Here is a 19,492-nt window from a genome sequence, read left to right on the forward strand (position 1 = left end):
TATTTATTTCACCAACCTTAAACTTTCTTCACTTTCAAAGGTTTTTTGGTTTCCCAGTGCGTTATAAATGCAACTGACGCAATAATAATAGCAGCTCCTAGCCATAAACGACCCGGTGGAACCCAACTAAACACAATCCAACCTGCTAAAACATTTAGCGGTAATTTCGCGTGGTCAAACGGCTGTACAAACGAAGCATCGGCGACCGAGTAGGCTTTTACAATGGCCCATTGTGCGAGGGCGGTTAAAACACCAATGACGGCCAGAATACCCCAAATGGTACTGCCACTTGGTGTTTGCCAGTCAGGCACGGCTAACATGATGTTGAACGGTGTAATCAACAGCAGTAGATAAACCACCATGGTTGATGGGCTATCTTGTGATGACAGTTTCTTCACCATCAGCGAGTAGCACGCCCAAAAGAATGCAGCGCCAACAGGTAATAAGGTTGCCCAGCTAAAGTCTTCGGCCCATGGCTCTAGAATGATCATTGCACCAATGAAGCCCGCTAATGTTGCTCCCCAGCGTGCAGCACCAACTTTTTCTTTTAAGAACAGTCCCGATCCTATCGTCGCAAACAACGGAGAGGTCATCAGCAGTGCGATACCTTGCCAAATTGGCACAGGGTAAGCGAGCGCCCATATCCAAAGCTGGATACCAATGACCGATAAAAAGACACGGAACACGTGCAGTTTGAGGTTGTCGGTCTGGAGTGCACGGCGAATGCCCAGCGTTTTCAGATAAGGAAGAATGGCTAATAAAGCGATGGCGTATTGAATGACGGCAACGGTAGTAGAAGTCAGTCCGAAATGAATGCTAGCAATTTGAGTCAAGCTGTTAATTACAGCAAAGGCTAAGCCTGCGGTAAGCATCCAGCTAGCGCCTTGGATCGGATGGTGTTGTGACATGATGTTTCTAATTATTTGATGTGGTTTGCCTATGATACGGATTTAGCACCACTTAACCAGAAAAAGCATCGATGAAGTTGGTCAGAATATTCGAATATGAAAAAAGGCTGAGCAATTGCCCAACCTTTTTAGTGTCTACCTAAAGTAAATTTAGATTAGAAGTCGTAGCGAATGCCAGCTTGCAGTTGATCGTCTTTATTATCTAGCTGTTCAAATTTGTAACCAGCATAGGTACGGATGTGGCTGTTAAACTTATATACTGCTTCAATAGCAAAGTTGTTTGCCTCTTCGTCAGCCGCTTTATCGAACTCACCGTAGTTATATACGCCAATCAACGATAGTTGTTTAGTTGCTTTGAAAATAGCTGATAGCTCGTAGCCAGTGTAATCTTCATCTGCTACTGAAGCCATTGTGTATAGACCACCAACAGTAAATGCATCCATTGAGAATTGAGCTACAAGGTTAATTTGGTCATCATCGAAGTTGCCATTCTTTTGAGCGACGTAACCAGCACCAAGGTCAAAAGCTCCTAAGTTGTACATAGCAGCAAGACCAAAGCTGTCAGCATCTTTTTCATCCGCAGCTATGTAGTTTGCTTGAACTGTCAGTGCATCAAACTCGCCAGAGTAAAGGAAGTTGTTTTCACGTTTGTCTTTGTTACCAGCAACAGCATCAGCGGCATCCGCACCAAATGTAGCCATCGTATCCGTAATATTGGTTAACATTACTTGTGCTGAATCTTGTTTACCGTAAGAAAACTCGCCAAATTTGGTACCTAAACCAGCGTAGTAATAACGATTGGTAAGTGATTCATTTTTGATTTTTACAGTGTCGCCATTTCCATCTTCGAACTCTGTCGTTGATGAGCTAGTAAATTCAGCTTCATACTTACCGAACCCATATAAACCGTCTGAAAGTTCTGATTTGCCTGAAATATTTACACGTGCACGTGACTTGTCTTTGAAAGAACTGTCAGACGCGCTTTCATTGTTGTCAGAGACATTGAAACGAGCTTCTGCACGACCACCAATCTTAAGCTCAGTACCGTCAGAGCTGTACACTGTTGCAGCTATAGATGAACCTGAAACTAGTGCTGCTACCACTGCAGAAGCTAGAACTGCCTTTTTCATAATCAATTACCTTGTATTTTAAAATCCGAGAGCGAAGTGCTCTCCGTTTCGATATGAAACTAATCTAGAGAAGCTAAATTAAGCTTTCATTTCTATAAAATTACATTTCAGTGAATAGAGAACTTTTTAAATGTTGATTTTATTGCACTTTTATTTAGTTAGGCTGAGTGTTCTGTGAATGGTTATAGAAGTTGTGTGTATTTCAAAGGTCACATTGACAAGTTTTACCTCGGAATCACGTATGTCGATCGGGGTGGATTTTTGGAGCGCTTAAGGGTTTTTTAATCTGATTAACTGCTTGTACTGGTTAAGATATCCTCTATGATGCAAAAACTTAGAAGAGAATAGATTTTGCTCAACAAGATGGAGTGGTTGGATGAAAACAGAGTACTTAGGCGATGTTTTACAAGGCAGACAGGTTATTGGCTCCTTGAATGTTGAAGACTTACAGGTCGGAGAACATCAGTTTTGGTTTCAAGTGACCAGTGATGGACTCGGGCAACCTAAAAACATGCCAGTTTCTGTTTTCAAAGGCAGCCAAGATGGCCCTAAGTTGATGATCACCGCTGGTATCCATGGTGATGAGCTCAATGGTGTGCTAGCTGCACAGCAAATTATCCGAGACTTAGTGGGGAAAGAGCTAAAAGGGACCGTGACCGTTGTACCAACGGTGAATTTGTCAGGTATACTAAACCATAGTCGAGACTTCATCTCTTCGGATCCGGGTTCTTGCCCTGCGAACCTTAATCGACTTTTCCCCGGAGACCCACATGGCTTAGCAGCCGAGCGCTTTGTTGCTTCTTTATGGGAACGCTTACTCAAGCGCAATGCTACTTTTGCCGTCGACTTACATACCCAAACTCGTGGTGCGGTATACCCGCTGTATGTATTTGCGGATTACAGAATTGATCAATGTTTAGAGATGGCAAGACTGATGCAGCCAGACTGCGTGCTCAATGATCCCGGCGATCCTGGTATTCTTGAAACGGTTTGGAATCGAAGTGGAATTCCGAGTGTCACGGTGGAAGTGGGGATGGGGAAATTCACTCAGCCTGAGATGATTCAACGAGCGGTAGACGGTGTTTTTAATATACTATCTTATTATGAGATGCTTGACGGTGAAGATCCATTAGAGGCAAAGCAGCTGCCAAGTATGGATTGGATAGAAGGCAACAACGTCGTGTCTATCCGCGCCGACATAGGCGGCTTTGTGTTGCCTCAGGTGGAGCTTTTGCAAAGTGTAGAACAAGATGATTTATTGGCCATTCAATATGACGCTTTTGGTAATGAGTGCCGCCGCTATCATGCGCCATCGGCGGGGCGCGTTCTCAGTTACAATGTGGATGCGTTGAGAGAGCCTGGTGCGCTTGTCTGTCGTTTATTGAGTTAAGTTCTATCGAGTTTCACCTTTAGGCACTTGCTTTATCACCTTTGAAACACCTAAAAAAAGACCGAGCTAAGCTCGGTCAAAGGACAGTTGTCTAGAATTAACACGTCTTCGCACTCTCGACAGAACTGTTTTTAAGCTACCTAGATTAGATTAAGAACCCATTGCGTAGTGGTGACACTTAGAGTGTTTTTCTATTGCAAAATGATGACCTTACAGTCATGACTTCAAACCGCAGCGAAAAATACTGGCAAACAAAAAAGCCTACTGTGAATTAGACAAGTAGGCTTTTGGTTTTTATTGGGTGGCTTTGCCTTTACTTATTAGCGAGATTAAAACGCTTCATCCACGATCTCTTTCAAGCGATCGTAAGGAACATACCCTGGTAATATTTTCCCATTCATCATCATGGTTGGAGTGCCTGTTAAGCCGAGTGCACTGAATGTTTGATGGTTAGTGGTTAGAGCCTGGTTTTGTTCTTGAGTTGTTTTTAGCTCCGCCTCTGTTCCCGTTTTCTTGGCAACGGCTTCTAGTGAGTTTTTTGAGTGAATGCCGCTTTTCGCCATCAGCAATCTATCAACTTCAGGGAATGCTTCTGGGTTATCTTTCCATACTTTCATTGCGTATAGCGCAGCGTTGGTGTCTAGCCCTGCAACTTGTTGTTGCTTAAACGATAAGTACACGTTGATCACTTTAATATCGCTGTTTTCAGAAGTTAATTGAACCAAGCCTTTTTCCAAGCGCTTACAGTAAGGGCAGTTATAGTCGGTAAAATTAATAATGACCGATTTGCCATCCGGATTGCCCGTGATTGGGTGAGCGTCATTGTTGTATAACCAATCATGGCTTTCCGCTTGGGCTTTCTTCGCTTGCTCTTGACCTGCTACGTACTGCTCTAAGCTAGTGTGTAGGCCCAAAATTGTAGAAGGGTTCTCTTTGAGGAATTGGTTAATCTCCTCAAGTTGCTGCGTTTGTTCTTTGCTCAGCTCTGCGAAAGCGCTTGCGCTCATCATCGAGCCTAAAATCAGTGTGCTAATCAGAAGTTTTTTCATGTTATTAATCTCAAATTCTTATAATGGCGAGCGCCTGTTGGGGGGCGTTCGCGCTAATGTTCTTTAGTTGGTTTAAATTGGCCTAACGATCTATTTTGCCGATACTTTATGCAAAGTAAGTTCTTAGCCAAAGTCCGATTGGAGAAGTCACGCCCGTTGCGATACTGCTTATCTTTCCATCTTTGATGATGACAATACTTGGTGTGACATTAATGCCCCAACTTCTGCTGATTGAACCAGAAAGATCATTGATCACAGGGAAATCATACTCTTTGGCATCCATGAAACGTTGTACTCGTTCATCTGGCCCGGAGGACAAAGCGACAGAGACGACTTGATGTGAATCGCTGAAGCTATTCACTGTAGGGCTCACCAGTTTGCAGGCACCACACCAAGTTGCCCAAAAGTAGACAATCACTGGTTTGCCATTTTTACTGAGCTCAATGACGTCAATATCCTCACCTTGGATCGATTGACCCATGATTGGAATTGCATCTCCTTGAGGCATGTTTCTGCTGTGATAAAAATCCATGGCAAAAGAGACAACGCCGACAATCAATAACATTGAGACGAATTCTTTTCCCCACTTCTTAAGGCGGCTTTGCTTTTTCACTTGGTGACTTGCATCGCCACTTTCCGTTGTGCCAGCTGTATCTTTAGCGTTGGGAGTGTTCATTGATTACCTCGCTGCATCGATAGCTTGAACAACCGTGTCGCTGTCTAGAATCACGGGGAGAGGGATGCCTTTTTTGTAGCTTGGGCCATAAACGATGTTAAATGGAACACCGAATCGCCCATTGCTTTGCAGGTATTGGGTGACGCTTTCGCTTGGTGTTGTCCAATCGCCCTTCATTAAAACAATGTCTTCTTGTTGTAGGTGGCTGTAAACCGGATCTTGGAGAATTACACCGATTTTGTTCGCTTTACAGGTGATACACCACTGTGCCGTTACATCGACAAAGACCGTTTTACCTTCCTCAACTAACTGAGGAATTTGTTTAGCATCTAACTTCTGCCAAGGTAGGTCATCGACGATCGGGGTCGCCCAGTTATTAGCTGTCACGCTACCGATGATAAGGGCAGCACCAAACGTTAGAGTAGTGGTCGCCATGATAGGAATCAGTACCTTTCTGCCTAGTTTCATGCCAATCCAAATCAATACCGAAACAACAATAAACAGAGACAGCAAGATGGTCGGTAACTTACCGATGAATGGGGTCAGTAAGCTTGTTAACCATAAGCTGGTGATGAACATCATTAAGCCAAACAACAACTTAACTTTGAACATCCACGCGCCCGGTTTCGGCAGCAATTTGGTTAGGCTTGGGAATAGAGCGAAGATTAGCCAAGGTGCACTCATACCAATGCCAAGTGCAATGAAGATAGCCCACAGTTCTTGGTAGCTTGCCCCAAGTGCATAAGCTACGGCGGTACCAAGGAATGGCGCGCTACACGGTGTTGCTAAGAGTGTGGCAAACATGCCTTGAACGAAGTGACCCGAATGTGAATCGTCGCCTTTGGTCGCCATCCAGGTGTTTAAACCTGAAGGCAGTCGGAACTCAAATAAACCCAATAGGTTAATTGAGAACAGCAAGGTGATGATCAGCATGAAACCGATAAACCAAACGTTCTGGAATTGGATTCCCCAGCCAATCGCGTTTCCACCCATTTTTAGGAGTGTCATGCCAAGCGCTAGCAGTGCGAATGAAGTAATCACACCAGCAGCAGAAGCCAGGAACGAAAGTCGGATATGACGATGAGAGGCCCCCTTATTCTGAATGATGCTGTTTAGCTTCATTCCTAATACGGGTAACACGCACGGCATGATGTTGAGGAACAAACCACCAATTAAGGCAAAACCGATCATCGCAATAAAGCCGTTGTTGCTCTCTTGATAAGTGATTGGCTCTGAGCCCACTTGAGCGGTCATCTCTTCGGCAAAATTCGTGTCTGAGACAGTGACACTCACTGTGCGATCGGTAAGGTCGACTTCACCAATCCAGTTGCTCACATCAAATACAGCAGTCATTGTATTGTCTGTGATGTGGACACTTGGTTGAGAGAAGAAATCATCAATTACTTCTTGTCCGTCAATCAAGACCATTGGCTTATCCCAGCCATCTTTGCTTGTCAGCTGAGTGACCAGTTGTTGCTTGCTTTTGTCCCAAAATAGGCCATTCACAGAAGTTCGATTAGCTTCGCGTGGAGACTGACTCATACCCTGATTGAACAAAAGCATGGCTTCTTCATCAAGCTCTAATGTTTGTGGGTCAATCGGCAATTCAATGTCGTAATCGGTTAAAACGCAGATATTGGTACACGACGGAAAGGTCAAAGACGCCTTGAATATTGCAGGCTTGGTGTTGTCTTTCAATGTGAGCGTGACCGGGAAACTGACATGCTTTTTATAGCCCAATGTCATTACATCTAGCTGCTCGTAATATTTAGGGATAGGCCAATGCCACTCAACCGACTTGATGTTGGTAGAACCAGACCAGTCCCAGCTTGGCGGGATACCCCCTTCACCAGGGCTACGCCAATAGGTTTTCCAGTCTCCATCGAGCACGATATCGAGTACGGTCTGAATTTGAGAACCGTCATCGGATTGTTCCCCTGTCGACATCATTCGCATTTTTACAGGCGGGTGCTCAGGCATACTCAGCCATCCGGTCGTTTGTGCCAGAGCTGTGAATGACGTCATTACCAGTAGGGCTGTGATAATAGTTTTCGCGCATGTACGCATGCAGAATGCCAAACAATCGGCAAACTTAGTTAGAAGTGTGTTGTACACAAATGTATCTCCAAAAAATAAATAAAAGGGTGTAACGGCCCGGTTATTTATTCTCTAAATATACAGTGCTTTAAGTGTAAGCGGTGCTTTGTTGGTCGAGCAGAGCGATGATTGTCTCTAGATAATCTCGATATGTGAGGTGGAAGGCTGAATGCTACAGCGATCAGAAGAATAAAAGGGACTAGCCAGCCAGTTTTAGGTGTCGCGAAGGTGAGCATTTTAGAGCTCAGGTCACAGGCACTTGAAGTTGGCGCAGACAGCGATTTAGATGCTTTTGATCCGAATACACTGGAGTAAAGCTCAGACATTTTTTCAGACGAAGCTATAGAGGCTTGCGGACCACTGCTTTCAGTACCAAGACGTGTTGATTGACTAATCGAATAGTTGGAAAACGTAACTTTATTTGCAGACAGCGTACTCGCCAGACAAGTTATGATAACCAGTCCGGTAAGGAAAAGCGCCCAAAGCGATTGCTTTTTTTGGCGGTTTTGTTGAGATAAAAAGAATCTAGGTGTGCTTAGCAAATCAATCAGTAATAGAGTCAGTTAGTGTCGGGTCTTGGTATTTAAATTGACGGGCTATTTTTACTCACGGAGTCATCAAACAGCTCATTTCACGGCGGTTAGCTTAGATAACTTTGCTTCGTGCTACAAGTTATAAAACTGTCAAAGCCCAAAGGTGTATTATCACCAAACCTAGACGTTAAGGCACCGCGGTTGGAGTTAAGTTCATAAGAATATGATCTTTTTTAATATTTCTTTTTACGGTACCGCTAACAAACGTTTGCGATGATTTTGGGTACAAAAAAAGCCCAATCATTCACCTGGGATCGGATTGGGCTTGTTCAACTCTTATCTGTGGCTGCAGAAGCTTAGTATTCTAACTTCCTGCTTAGCCGTTTAGTGACTACGGCGTGGGCCGTTACGCACTAGGTCTTTGCCGTTTTCAAATACTTCGTCAGTGATCCAACGAGCAAGTAGAACTTTGTGGCTGCTGTTGAATACCGCAACGAAGTGACGACCATCTGAATTATTGGTTGCCATGCCTACTCCTTCAACGCCTTCAAGACCCAAACCGCCAGCTTCAACTGAGATTAGGAACTTTTCTAGTTCTTCTAAGGAATCAATAATATCAAGTTCGTTGTTCATTTTTATGCTCTCTTGCTATTAGCTAATATCGGACTTAAGGCGTTCTAGTGCATGAAATTAAGTGACGATATTGGCGGTTGTACTTTGTTGGTTGCGTACTCTACAGGTCAAAAGAGGGGATTGGAACTCTCAAATATTAGATACGGACTGACATTTTGCGAATTTTTAACACAGCATACGTTTAAATGCTTGTTATCTATATCCTTTTCATTACTATGTAAAGGGTCAATTTAGACATTCATAGGAATTAACATGATAAAGGTTTGGCGTTGTCTATTTTTAATGTTGGCGTTTGTTGCAACAGGGAGTTTTGCACAAAGTGTCGACAAGATAGCAACAATACAAGACCAGCTAATGCTGGACCTCACTACACTTGAATCGGCGCACGATGCAGAAAAGCCTTTTTTGGAAGATATATTAAGACGAAAAAACCAATCGGTACGTGAAGATATTCTTTCCCAGTTGTCGTCTGATAAGAAAGAAGGCCTAGATGCGGTTCTTGCTCAACAGGTAGAGCTTTTACAACATTTACTGTCATTGAACGAAGATAAAATTATTTTGATGAGTAAAGCGAATCGTTCGGCGGAAGGAGATGATAAAAAACGTCTTGAATTACGTATCCAAAAACGAATTGGGATGATGGACGTTTATTACCAGCAGCTTGCCAAAACCTTAAACTGGTCGAAAAAGCGTGGTGTTGATGTATCTGCGCCTAAAAAAGCACTAGAAGCGGACTTGGTGTCTCGTTCTAAATACTTAACCAATGCCATTCTCTACACTGACACTCAGCGACAAGATTTAGAAACGCGTTTGGCTTTCGTGAGTGAAGAAGAGAAAGCGACCATTAAAAAGGAGCTTGAGCGCTTTAGCGAGCGTACTAGCGTTATGGTAGCGAGTTTAGAAGAAACTATCACGCTAATGGAGCCGTTTGGTGTGGATGTGACCTCATACAAACGTGTGCTATTAGCAACTACAGGTGATATTAACGCCGATGTGTTGGATGTTGATGTTGCACTGGAGCTGTTGGATGGTTGGCTTCGTTCGTTCAGTTCATGGGCGTTGGAAAGTACCCCCTCTTTTGTCGTTAAGCTCGCGCTGTTTTTAGGTGTTTTGTATGTGACGCGTCTATTGTCTAACGTAGCCCGAAAAATGGTTCGTAAGAGTGTTTCACATTCAAAAATGGACTTTAGCGTATTAATGCAAGACTTCTTTGTTTCAATGGCTTCAAAAGCCGTTGTCTTTATCGGCTTGTTATTTGCTTTATCTCAAATAGGGATAGAGCTAGCACCACTCCTTGCTGGTTTTGGTGTGGCTGGTGTCATCATCGGCTTCGCATTGCAAGACACGCTATCTAATTTTGCATCTGGCCTTATGATCCTGATCTACCGTCCATACGATGTTGGTGATATGGTTAAAGTAGCCTCTGTTCAAGGTAGAGTGAAAGACATGAGTCTTGTCTCCACCACGGTTCAAACGATTGATAACCAACGAATGGTCATCCCTAATAATAAGATTTGGGGTGACGTAATTAATAACGTGACAGCGGAACGGGTAAGACGTGTAGATATGGTCTTTGGTATCGGTTACTCAGATGACATTGACAAGGCGAAAGACGTGTTGAATGACATTATTATCGCCCATCCTAAAGTACTTAAGAAGCCTGAACATATTGTCAAATTGCATACACTAAATAGCTCTTCCGTTGATTTTGTAGTTCGACCATGGGTGAAAAGTGATGACTACTGGGATGTCTATTGGGATGTGACAGAAGCCGTGAAGAAACGCTTTGATGAAGAAGGAATCACGATTCCATTCCCTCAACGTGATGTACATATTTACAATCACGAAGAGAGCTAAGCGTGACTTCGAGCCATCATTGTTAATGTGATAACAAATGGACGCTGAATAACCGTCCATTTTTATTGGCTGTCGTTTATATAAAACGTCATTCTTTTACTAAACGCTACACACCTCAGAATTAAGTTATGATGGGGTAGGCTTAATCTGGACAGTTGAAAGCGAATGGATGGTTCACAGCAAAAAAACAACACTAGAAATACAATAGTAAAAAAAGCGACTCGAATCGAAAGCGTCATGGATTCTGCGATGTGGCATTTAACCCAGAGAGATATGACTGAAAGTGAGTTGATTGCAAAACTCAAAGTGAAAACCGACAATCAAGAATGGATCGATGAAACGTTGGGTACCCTTAAAGGCTTTGGGTATCTTAAGTCTGATCAAGTGTTTGCCGAACAATTCGTGGAACAAGCTTTTTCTGGCGAATTTGGTTCTCGATATATTGTCGAAAAATTGAAGAAGAAAGGCCTGAATAATTCCGTTATTTCTGACGCTATTCATAAGGTGTCGGTTGAGAAATCTATTGATGAGCAGACTATCTTAATCGACCGAGTCAACCATTACTACTCAAGCTTTACCATAAGCCGTGAAAAGTTAGTGGCGACCCTGCAAAAGCGTGGTTTTAGCTACCAGCAGGTGAAGGTCGCTATTGATCAGCATTCACAAGCGCATGAACTGAGAAGTAATATTCAAATTAAGGCTGAGAAAGCGGATTTGGAAAAAGAAGTGCTCAAGTATGCCAAAAAAGGAAAGGGGTTAACCGTTATTAAGCAAGAGCTAAGACAAAGACAAATCGATATCTGTGAACTGTCATCGCTCATCGAACGATTGATTAACGAAGATCAACTCGATTTCTATTCTTCTTGTTTAGAGCAGTTACAGAAAAAATCTTATGATCTAAACGATCAAAAAGAACGCTCTAAGGCTTACGCAATGCTAAGTCGAAAGGGTTTCTCTTCAGACGAGATCAAGTTTGCTCTGAGTGAAGGTAACGAGTAACTAAGCTGGAAAATGTCCTATGTAGCATGTTGGTTTGTCCTGAGTAACTATTGTCGAGTAGACGACACTTGTTACCAAGTGCCGCCCCTCTAAGAACCGTACGTGCAACTTTCACTGCATACGGCTCAAGCCTCCACTAAGGCATCATTGATACCCAGCAACTTATAACGCAGTCGGGACAGGCTCTTTCCAAGAGTTACGAGCTAGCCTTTTAGATTTTCTCTTCACCAAATATTCTTGGTATTGAGGGTCAAAAGGGGTCGCAGCACTCCTAATTTTCACGTGCCTTTCGATGGGCACTTTCGCTATTTTGAACAGCAGATTGAAGTGACAGTCCATGTTCATGATTTTCTGCCAACCGTGAAATTGCCACTGGCCTTTACGATTGAGGAAGTACTTATGAACAACCCAGTCTTTGGACTTGGTTGGATGACGTCTAACTGCCCAGTGCCATAGCGCTTGGAATAGTGATTGAACAATCCGGGAGGCTTACACCATTTGGCGAAAAGGTAATGGACGATTTTGTTAGCTTGGTCAGAGAATGCCAGTATCGAGTTTAGATACAGTTATCCATCTAGTAGCTCTAAGATACATAGTCTTTTGAGTGCATATGTAATGCGCATTCATTTAAAACCAAAAAAGGCATCGATATGATACCTTTCTTATTCTATATGCTTCTTAATTTGTAAGCGCGTCATGCAACCCGCATTCGAATAGCCAAGCGTGAAGAATAAGCTTAACTCCCCTACTCAAAGGAGAATTGAAAAGGCAAAACCAGAGCCAGACATCGATGCGCTTCTGCCTTGGAACTTTGAACACTAACAGGATCGCCCAGTCGGTTCATAGGGAGAATACAGTCAAACAAGAAGCCTATACACTTTCGAGCTTGAAAGTGTCACAGAGCTTAAAAGTGTCATAAATTGACATAAATTGACAGCCCCCATGTTTGCCGAGATCGGCGTCAGCACGTCTTTGGACAAAACTGTTTCAGCAACTTTGCTAAATTATCAATTAACCAATAACTACAGGTATGGCATGTTGCTTTACTGAGTAACCTGTGTTGATGAGGCAAATCACAATCATAAAATCAATATGTATAGACATATAGACTGTGTTGTAAGCACACCATGCATAGCAAGGCCTAATGTGGCCTTTATGCAACAAAATCCATTTTGTCACCATTTTTTGGGGACATGAGTTTAATTTTTTATATTTATAATGGAGGCAATTATATACTGTAAGAAATTGAAATATATGGATAATTTAATTATCACCGCCGCCGTTAATGGCGGAATCACTCCAAGAAGTAAGAACCCCGCCGTCCCACATACGCCAAAAGAAATTGCAGATGCTGTCGTTCAGTGCAGTGAGGCAGGCGCCAGTGTCGCGCATATCCACGCCCGTGATGAAGCGGGTAAGCCAAGCTACGACAAAGACGTTTGGCGCGAGATCATCGAGCGTGTCCGCGAACATTCCGACATTATCCTCAACCTGAGTACATCGGGCCTCAACTTGCCACACGGCATGCCAGAAGAGGAAGCCTGGAATCATCTTCAGTACGGGCCAGACATCGCTTCCTTTAACTGTGGGTCAGTGAATCATGGCGACAAACCCTTCATCAACAGCCCCGCACTGGCAAAAAAACTCGCACTGGCGCTGAAGGAGCATCAGGTGACCCCTGAGATAGAAATTTACCATTCCGGGGTAATCCACGAGGCCATCACCCTTCAGCAACAAGGTTACTTGGACAAGAAGTTGGTGTTTGCGTTTGCAATGGGCATTCATGGTGGGGTCCGGCCGACCTGCAAAGACTTGCTGCATCTGGTGGACTGCCTTCCTAACAACAGCATCTGGTCAGCCATCGGGATTGGGCAGGCGCAGTTGCCGCTGAACACCTACTCGATTTTATTGGGTGGCCATGTCCGCACGGGGCTCGAAGACAACATTTATTACCGAAAAGGTGAGCTCGCTACCAGCAATGCCCAGTTGGTGGATCGCATCGTCAGACTGTCTCACGAATTGGGACGGGATGTGGCCACTATCGATGAGGCCAGAACAATCTTAGGCCTAAACCCACAACCTGCCAAGCCCGACACCATCGCTGAGATAGCTGTGTAACCGCCTTCAAAACAAGGACTAGATAACGTGTTAACCCTCAAATCCCAATCTAACATTAGCCCGTACACAGTGGTTATTAAAGGCGCTGAACTGAGCGCCGGCAACCCTGTGGTGATCCTTTTGCATGGACGCCGCCAAACTACAGACGATATGACGAAACTGATCAACAAATTGAACTTGGCTGAGGCGACCTATTATCTGCCGAGTGCACCCGGCGCCACCTGGTATCCCCGAGGGTTCACCCGCGCTCTTGACGACAACCAGCCACAGTTAAATCAGGGGCTCGAGGTGATCGATCACGTCCTGCAAAACTTGATCTCACAAGGCGTGAGCCGCGAGCGCATCTGGATCATGGGCTTCTCGCAGGGCGCGTGCATGGCGGCCGAGTTCATCAGGCAATCTCAACAGCCGATGGGGGGCGTCATTTTATTCACTGGTGGACTGTTTGGTCCTCAGTGCCCGATAGCATCGGATCAAAAGCCCGTGTTTGATGGCATGGCGATGTTGCTCTCGGGCAGTCATACCGATACTTGGGTCTCCGCGGAACGTGTCACTCAGACGGCCGACTATTTTGAGCAGTTAGGAGCGAGTGTCCACCTTGAGATCTTTGCCGAGCGAGAGCACCGCATTATCCGATCGGAAATCGATCTGGCCAGAGGATTGATCACCGCCAGCTTCGCGGCGTCTCACAAGGAGGTGGCGCATGTCTAATGCGTACCTGTGTGATTTCGTCAGAACCCCGATTGGCCGCTACGCCGGTGCATTGTCGTCGATCCGCGCGGACGATCTGGCCGCCATCACGTTAAAAGCACTCACAGAACGTCACCCAATGCTCGACTGGCGTCGCGTCGACGATGTGATTTTGGGGTGTGCGAACCAAGCGGGTGAAGACAACCGCAACGTCGCCCGAATGAGTTTGCTGCTGGCCGGACTGGACACCCAAGTGCCGGGGTCCACTGTCAACCGACTGTGTGCGTCTGGGATGGAAGCTGTGTCTAACGCCGCGCGAGCCATCAAAACGGGCGAAGCGCACCTAATCATTGCCGGCGGGGTGGAGTCGATGTCACGCGCACCGTACGTGCTTGGAAAAACCGACTTGCCGTTTGCCCGCGACGCCGAATTCTATGACACCACCATGGGCTGGCGTTTTGTGAATGCCAGATTGGATGAGATGTACGGCACCTGCTCGATGCCAGAGACCGCGGAAAACCTGGCAGTCAAATTCGGCATTAGCCGAGATGAGCAGGACGCGTTTGCCTTTTGGAGTCAGACCAAATACGCCGCGGCGCAAGAACGGGGGTTCTTCCGTCACGAAATTGTCCCGGTCGAAGTCGCGCGCAAACGTCAGAGCCCGTTGGTTATCGAGACCGATGAGCACCCCAGACTCTCCAGTATCGAGACCTTGGCCAAACTCAAACCCGTGGTGCACCCACAGGGTTCCGTAACAGCGGGAAATGCATCGGGCATTAATGATGGCTCGGCGGCACTCTTGGTCGCGTCGGAGCGGTCACTGACCGATCACCAACTGGTGCCCAAAGCGCGCATTGTGGCCACGGCGTGTGCCGGCGTTGAGCCTAGCATTATGGGATTTGGCCCGGCGCCGGCGATCAAAAAGGTCCTGGAACTCGCTCAGTTGTCGCTGGATCAGATGGACGTGATTGAAATCAATGAAGCCTTCGCCTCACAGGTCCTCTCGGTGGTCAACCACCTGGGGATTGACGGCGACGATCCGCGCCTCAATCCCAATGGCGGCGCGATTGCGCTGGGCCACCCGCTGGGCATGAGTGGCGCGAGGGTGATTGGTACGGCAATGAATCAACTCATCCAGCATCAGGGACGCTATGCGCTGTGCAGTTTGTGTATCGGAGTAGGCCAAGGCATGGCAATGATCATTGAGCGCGTGTAACACGCACCATCACGCGAGAGGGGCCTTGACTCGATAGTCTCGATCGAGGGCCACTCATCACCCTTTTAGACAACCCATTCACAGGAGTACCACCCATGGAATTCCAATCCAACCACACCACCCAACCGGGGATCACCAAACGCCTGCGCCGTTTGCGGACTACCCCCATGATCAGAGCGCTCGTTCGGGAACATGAGGTTCAATTAAGCGATTTGATTTATCCGATATTTGTCGAAGAAACCATCACCAGTCCGGTGCCAGTCACCGGTCTGCCGGGATTGACCCGGATCCCTGAAACTCAACTCGTCGATGAAATCCATGCGCTGGATGCGCTTGGGATCCGCTATGTAATGCCCTTTGGTATCAGTCATCACAAAGACGACATCGGGAGTGACACCTGGTGTCGAGACGGTCTGCTGAGTCGTATGACCAGCACGATTAAGTCAGCGTGTCCGCACATGATGGTGATCCCCGATATCTGCTTTTGCGAGTACACCACGCACGGTCATTGCGGTGTCATGACCGATCAGGACGTTGACAATGATCAGACGGTGGCTCACTTGGTGAAGCAGTGTGTAAATGCCGCGCAAGCCGGGGCGGACATGCTCGCCCCCTCTTCCATGATGGATGGCCAGGTAAGGGCGATCCGCCAGGGCTTGGATGAAGCGGGATTTGAGCATGTCGCGATACTGGCACACAGCGCGAAATTTGCGTCGGCGTTTTACGGGCCATTTCGACAGGCGGTTGAGTGCGAACTCAAGGGCGACAGACGCTCGTATCAGCTCGACTACGCCAATGCCAGACAAGCGCTCAGTGAAGCCTTGCTGGATGAACAAGAAGGCGCGGACATTTTGATGGTCAAACCCGGTACCCCTTACCTGGACATTTTGGCCCAATTGCGCCGTAAAACTCAGCTTCCACTGGCGGCCTATCAAGTCAGCGGGGAGTATGCGGCCATCAAATGCGCAGCGCAAATGGGCATCTTAAACGAACAGGAAGCAGTGTTGGAAACTCTGATCGGCTTTAAACGAGCGGGCGCGGATCTCATCGTCACCTACTTTGCGAAACAGTTCGCGATCTGGCACCAATCGGAGCCAAACACAATGTTAACGAAGGGGTAACGCATGGGCTTGAAAGACTATACCCTGTGCGTGTTCATAATGGCGATCTGGGGACTGAATTTTTCCGTCGTCAAACTGGGTTGGATACACTGGATCCGATGCTGCTGACCGCTTTGAGGTTTATCCTGGCGGCCATTCCAGCGGTCTTTTTTGTTAAGAAACCAGACGTACATTGGGGATATCTGGCAGCCTATGGCCTGACGTTTTCGGTCGGGGTTTGGGGACTGTCCACCTGGGCGATCGGGGCGGGTTTATCCCCCGGCATGGCAGCGTTGCTTATTCAAACGAATGTGGTGTTCGGTTTGGGGCTGGGCTGGCTGTTACTCAAAGAGTCGGTGAGCCCGCTTCGATCGCTCGGGTCATTGATCGCATTGTGTGGTTTGGCCTTAAGCCTGACGGTATCCGACGGTTCTGTCACGCTGACCGGAGTGGGGTTGATTTTGGTGGCGGCGCTGTGTTGGTCGATATCAGGGGTGCTGTTAAAGCAATCCAACACCCAACACGTGTTCTCGTTCAGTGTGTGGTCGATGCTCTTTGCGCCGATCCCTCTGTGTCTCCTGTCCTACCTTCAGGTTGGGACCCAGGGCTTTACGGCTTTGGTGGACAATATAACCCTACCCGGTGTGTTTTCCATTGTGTGCCAGGCATATGCCACCACGTTGTTTGGATACTGGATCTGGAACAAGTTGGTGGTGTCTTACCGCTTGTCGCATGTGGCCCCGTTTACGTTGCTCGTGCCCCTTTTTGCACTGTTGGGTTCAAGCGCTCTGTTTCATGAGGGCATTTCTTCACAAAAAGTGGTAGGCTGCGCCCTGATAGCACTAGGTTTGTTGATTGGCAGCGTGCCTGCCGCCAAATTCACCGTGCTAGCACAGCGTCTTAGATAAACGCCATCCTACGAGTACAACAAAAGAAGGTTCGCATTATGACTCATCGTCAACCGTGTGTTCAGACCGCACGTAACCTTATGAATCGTATCTGGAATGACAAGATGACGGAGGCCGTGACGGAAGTGATGACCTCCCACACCGTGATAGAAAGTCCTCTTCAACTAACGGTAGGTTCTAACTCCTTTTGCGAGACGCTGAGAGTGTGGCTGCGCGCTTTTCCTACATTAGAGTACAAAGAAAACCGCGTGATCACCCGTAAGAACGACATTGTGATTGAGTGGACGGCGAAAGGAAAGCATTTGGGGGAGTTCTTAGGTGTGTCGGCTACGGGGAAAGCTCTGGTCTACCAGGGCAGCTCACAACTGACGTTTGTCAATAGTAAAGTCAGCCATTACGCTTCGGTCGTGGATTGCCAAAGTATACTCAACCAACTGATGGGCCGTTATACCATTCGCACGGAGCCTCTCAAGCCGAGAAGCGCTTCAGAAGAGCTGTATGCGGTCATCCCACAACTACTTTCCCCTTTCTTAACCCAGCGTCAGGTCGAGTGCCTCTCACTATCGACACTGAGTTTGTCGGTAAAACAAGTGGCGGCAACGTTGAACATTAAAGAGAGCTCCGTGCAGACACACCTCAAGCGTGCCTTCGAACTGCTGAACGTCAGCAATAAAAAAATGTTCATGGCGTACATCTGTGAGAACAACACAATTGAACTCTTAGTCAGAATGGGGATCTACCTGAAGCAAAACATCTAGCACACAACTCAAAACCAAAAAGTTAGCAGTAGAGTTAAGGAGTTAGACTGTTCTGAGACATAACCGTGGATGTGCTGACTCCGGATAACTTTTAGGGCTCTTCTCCGCTTAGATGAGTCTATAAATTAACAATAAAACCGCTAACACATTGATTTATAATCGCTTCCCACCTTATATATCAGTGTTGTAGTTTGTCGTTATTATCTTCCGCTCTATTTAACTTTAAAGGTCAATCCGTACAGTCTGTTACACTTGAAGAAAGCTCTCATTCAGTACTCGTCAAGTGCAAGCGAGATAGACGCTGTAAAGTTGTTGATCCTGAGTCTGGAGCTCCGCGCACCGTCGACCACTATGTTCACCGTCGCCTGTCGGATTTACCTGTCAGTGGTCGCCCTTGCGTTATAGAAATTGAATTGGCTCAGACAAGGGATAGGCTCGGCCGAAGGTTGATTGAAGAGGCTGATTTTGTTGATAAGGGAAGTCGTTATACAAAGAGGTTCTGTCACTTTATTAGTGGACTGTGCCGCTATATGAGCATCCATGCAGTGTCGAAGCATTTAGACATACGCTGGGAAACCGTCAAAAATATCGATAAAGCATTCCTTCTCTCTACCTTGCCTGCTTTAGAGCCTAAGAAGTTGACCAACCTTGTTCATATTGGCGTTGATGAAGTCGCTAGGGCTAAAGGCCATGACTATATGACCGTCGTTTATGATCTCGTTTCAGGACAACTTATTTGGGTTGACCATGGTCGGACTTCAAACGTACTCATCAACTTTTTTGAACAATTATCACCGCAAACGAGAGACGGCATCCAAGCGGTATCAATGGATATGGGGCAATCTTACCAATCAGCAGTGAGAAACGCTCTTCCGAATGCAGACATCGTTTTTGACCGGTTTCACGTTATGCAGAACTACTCTCTTCTGATAAGGAAAGAGCGTAATAAAGCGTTTAGGAAAGGAACACATGACGAGAAGAAAATGCTTAAAGGGACGCTATTTTTACTCCTCAAAAATGCGCCGAAATTAAGCGATAAGCAGTCAGATAGGCTAGATGATTTACTGGAAAGCAATAAGACTCTTTGTACGATTTATATGCTCAAAGAGCAGCTTCAAGCCTTATGGGATGAACGTAATTTTGACTTGATGATCGCAGCGCTTGATGCGTGGTGCCAGCTTGCTAAAAAGACGAGGATCTTATCTCTCATCAATTTTGCAGACGCGCTTTGGGAGAGAAGAGTTGGGATCTGCAACTATGCAAAATATAAGCTGACGAATGCCCGAGTGGAAGCAGGGAATGTATCGATAGGTCTTCTTAGACGTAGAGCCCGAGGAGTAAGGGATACTGATTACTTTAAATTGAAGATTAGACAAACCTCAATCCTAGAAACTCACTCTACCATTTATCCGGAAATCAAGCTCATCTAA

General features: G+C 46.2%; 17 protein-coding genes. 10 read left to right on the forward strand and 7 right to left on the reverse strand.

Annotated elements, in window-relative coordinates; translation table 11 throughout:
- Nucleotides 1-17: 17 nt before the first annotated feature.
- Both L1D11_RS04985 and L1D11_RS04990 read right to left on the reverse strand, forming a co-directional pair.
- Entirely contained in the window at nt 18-908 is an 891-nt protein-coding gene (locus L1D11_RS04985; RefSeq protein WP_239833592.1) for a DMT family transporter, read from the reverse strand.
- A gap of 155 nt (nt 909-1,063) precedes the next feature.
- Nucleotides 1,064-2,038 carry a porin gene (locus L1D11_RS04990; RefSeq protein ID WP_239833593.1) on the reverse strand — a complete coding sequence of 325 codons (975 nt, stop codon included), beginning with the start codon at nt 2,036-2,038 and terminating at the stop codon, nt 1,064-1,066.
- A gap of 376 nt (nt 2,039-2,414) precedes the next feature.
- On the opposite strand from L1D11_RS04990, the gene L1D11_RS04995 reads away from it, so the two are divergent.
- Nucleotides 2,415-3,428, forward strand: coding sequence for a succinylglutamate desuccinylase/aspartoacylase family protein (locus L1D11_RS04995; RefSeq protein WP_239833594.1), 1,014 nt, complete (start codon nt 2,415-2,417; stop codon nt 3,426-3,428).
- A gap of 329 nt (nt 3,429-3,757) precedes the next feature.
- On the opposite strand, the gene L1D11_RS05000 is transcribed toward L1D11_RS04995, so the two are convergent.
- The 4 genes from L1D11_RS05000 to L1D11_RS05015 form a co-directional block, all read right to left on the reverse strand.
- Nucleotides 3,758-4,477 (reverse strand): DsbA family protein, encoded by a 720-nt coding sequence (locus L1D11_RS05000; protein WP_239833595.1) that lies wholly within the window; start codon nt 4,475-4,477, stop codon nt 3,758-3,760.
- 106 nt (nt 4,478-4,583) lie between these two features.
- Nucleotides 4,584-5,153: a protein disulfide oxidoreductase gene (locus L1D11_RS05005; protein WP_239833596.1), complete on the reverse strand. Its 570-nt coding sequence runs from the start codon at nt 5,151-5,153 to the stop codon at nt 4,584-4,586.
- A gap of 3 nt (nt 5,154-5,156) precedes the next feature.
- On the reverse strand, nt 5,157-7,220 hold the full coding sequence (locus tag L1D11_RS05010; protein ID WP_239833601.1) for a protein-disulfide reductase DsbD domain-containing protein: 2,064 nt from the start codon (nt 7,218-7,220) through the stop codon (nt 5,157-5,159).
- Nucleotides 7,221-8,167: 947 nt separating this feature from the next.
- Complete coding sequence (locus tag L1D11_RS05015; protein ID WP_239833597.1) at nt 8,168-8,416, reverse strand: hypothetical protein; 249 nt, start codon at nt 8,414-8,416, stop codon at nt 8,168-8,170.
- 252 nt (nt 8,417-8,668) lie between these two features.
- On the opposite strand from L1D11_RS05015, the gene L1D11_RS05020 reads away from it, so the two are divergent.
- Both L1D11_RS05020 and L1D11_RS05025 read left to right on the forward strand, forming a co-directional pair.
- A complete protein-coding gene (locus L1D11_RS05020) occupies nt 8,669-10,273 on the forward strand; it encodes a mechanosensitive ion channel family protein (protein WP_239833598.1) in 1,605 nt (534 codons plus the stop codon).
- A 165-nt stretch (nt 10,274-10,438) separates the two neighbouring features.
- Entirely contained in the window at nt 10,439-11,272 is an 834-nt protein-coding gene (locus tag L1D11_RS05025) for a RecX family transcriptional regulator (protein WP_239833599.1), read from the forward strand.
- Nucleotides 11,273-11,434: 162 nt separating this feature from the next.
- Here L1D11_RS05025 and L1D11_RS05030 read toward each other — a convergent pair whose 3' ends face one another.
- Nucleotides 11,435-11,752: a hypothetical protein gene (locus L1D11_RS05030; protein ID WP_345779306.1), complete on the reverse strand. Its 318-nt coding sequence runs from the start codon at nt 11,750-11,752 to the stop codon at nt 11,435-11,437.
- A gap of 774 nt (nt 11,753-12,526) precedes the next feature.
- Between L1D11_RS05030 and L1D11_RS05035 the strand changes: the two genes are divergently transcribed.
- The 7 genes from L1D11_RS05035 (at nt 12,527) to L1D11_RS05065 (ending at nt 19,492) form a co-directional block, all read left to right on the forward strand.
- The gene (locus tag L1D11_RS05035; protein ID WP_239862138.1) at nt 12,527-13,390 is read left to right on the forward strand and encodes a 3-keto-5-aminohexanoate cleavage protein; all 864 of its coding nucleotides are present in this window, start codon (nt 12,527-12,529) and stop codon (nt 13,388-13,390) included.
- A gap of 27 nt (nt 13,391-13,417) precedes the next feature.
- Nucleotides 13,418-14,101 (forward strand): dienelactone hydrolase family protein, encoded by a 684-nt coding sequence (locus tag L1D11_RS05040; RefSeq protein ID WP_239833146.1) that lies wholly within the window; start codon nt 13,418-13,420, stop codon nt 14,099-14,101.
- The gene (gene pcaF, locus L1D11_RS05045; protein ID WP_239833145.1) at nt 14,094-15,296 is read left to right on the forward strand and encodes a 3-oxoadipyl-CoA thiolase; all 1,203 of its coding nucleotides are present in this window, start codon (nt 14,094-14,096) and stop codon (nt 15,294-15,296) included. The genes L1D11_RS05040 and pcaF overlap by 8 nt, the downstream gene beginning before the upstream one ends.
- Before the next feature lie 95 nt (nt 15,297-15,391).
- Complete coding sequence (gene hemB / locus L1D11_RS05050; protein ID WP_239833144.1) at nt 15,392-16,417, forward strand: porphobilinogen synthase; 1,026 nt, start codon at nt 15,392-15,394, stop codon at nt 16,415-16,417.
- A 26-nt stretch (nt 16,418-16,443) separates the two neighbouring features.
- Entirely contained in the window at nt 16,444-17,304 is an 861-nt protein-coding gene (locus L1D11_RS05055; RefSeq protein WP_239862140.1) for an EamA family transporter, read from the forward strand.
- Between the two features lie 38 nt (nt 17,305-17,342).
- Nucleotides 17,343-18,062 carry an ester cyclase gene (locus L1D11_RS05060; protein WP_239833142.1) on the forward strand — a complete coding sequence of 240 codons (720 nt, stop codon included), beginning with the start codon at nt 17,343-17,345 and terminating at the stop codon, nt 18,060-18,062.
- 191 nt (nt 18,063-18,253) lie between these two features.
- Entirely contained in the window at nt 18,254-19,492 is a 1,239-nt protein-coding gene (locus L1D11_RS05065; protein WP_239833141.1) for an ISL3-like element ISVa7 family transposase, read from the forward strand.

It is taken from the genome of Vibrio sp. Isolate32, from assembly GCF_022397955.1.
Classification (GTDB): domain Bacteria; phylum Pseudomonadota; class Gammaproteobacteria; order Enterobacterales; family Vibrionaceae; genus Vibrio.

What these genes read in the sequence shown, in the direction of transcription:
- L1D11_RS05000 (WP_239833595.1), bottom strand. Translation starts at nt 4,477, where the DNA reads ATGAAAAAACTTCTGATTAGCACACTGATTTTAGGCTCGATGATGAGC.
- L1D11_RS05005 (WP_239833596.1), bottom strand. Translation starts at nt 5,153, where the DNA reads ATGAACACTCCCAACGCTAAAGATACAGCTGGCACAACGGAAAGTGGC.
- L1D11_RS05015 (WP_239833597.1), bottom strand. Translation starts at nt 8,416, where the DNA reads ATGAACAACGAACTTGATATTATTGATTCCTTAGAAGAACTAGAAAAG.
- hemB (WP_239833144.1), top strand. Translation starts at nt 15,392, where the DNA reads ATGGAATTCCAATCCAACCACACCACCCAACCGGGGATCACCAAACGC.
- L1D11_RS05060 (WP_239833142.1), top strand. Translation starts at nt 17,343, where the DNA reads ATGACTCATCGTCAACCGTGTGTTCAGACCGCACGTAACCTTATGAAT.
- L1D11_RS04985 (WP_239833592.1), bottom strand. Translation starts at nt 908, where the DNA reads ATGTCACAACACCATCCGATCCAAGGCGCTAGCTGGATGCTTACCGCA.
- L1D11_RS04990 (WP_239833593.1), bottom strand. Translation starts at nt 2,038, where the DNA reads ATGAAAAAGGCAGTTCTAGCTTCTGCAGTGGTAGCAGCACTAGTTTCA.
- L1D11_RS05025 (WP_239833599.1), top strand. Translation starts at nt 10,439, where the DNA reads ATGGATGGTTCACAGCAAAAAAACAACACTAGAAATACAATAGTAAAA.
- pcaF (WP_239833145.1), top strand. Translation starts at nt 14,094, where the DNA reads ATGTCTAATGCGTACCTGTGTGATTTCGTCAGAACCCCGATTGGCCGC.
- L1D11_RS05020 (WP_239833598.1), top strand. Translation starts at nt 8,669, where the DNA reads ATGATAAAGGTTTGGCGTTGTCTATTTTTAATGTTGGCGTTTGTTGCA.
- L1D11_RS05010 (WP_239833601.1), bottom strand. Translation starts at nt 7,220, where the DNA reads ATGCGTACATGCGCGAAAACTATTATCACAGCCCTACTGGTAATGACG.
- L1D11_RS04995 (WP_239833594.1), top strand. Translation starts at nt 2,415, where the DNA reads ATGAAAACAGAGTACTTAGGCGATGTTTTACAAGGCAGACAGGTTATT.
- L1D11_RS05035 (WP_239862138.1), top strand. Translation starts at nt 12,527, where the DNA reads ATGGATAATTTAATTATCACCGCCGCCGTTAATGGCGGAATCACTCCA.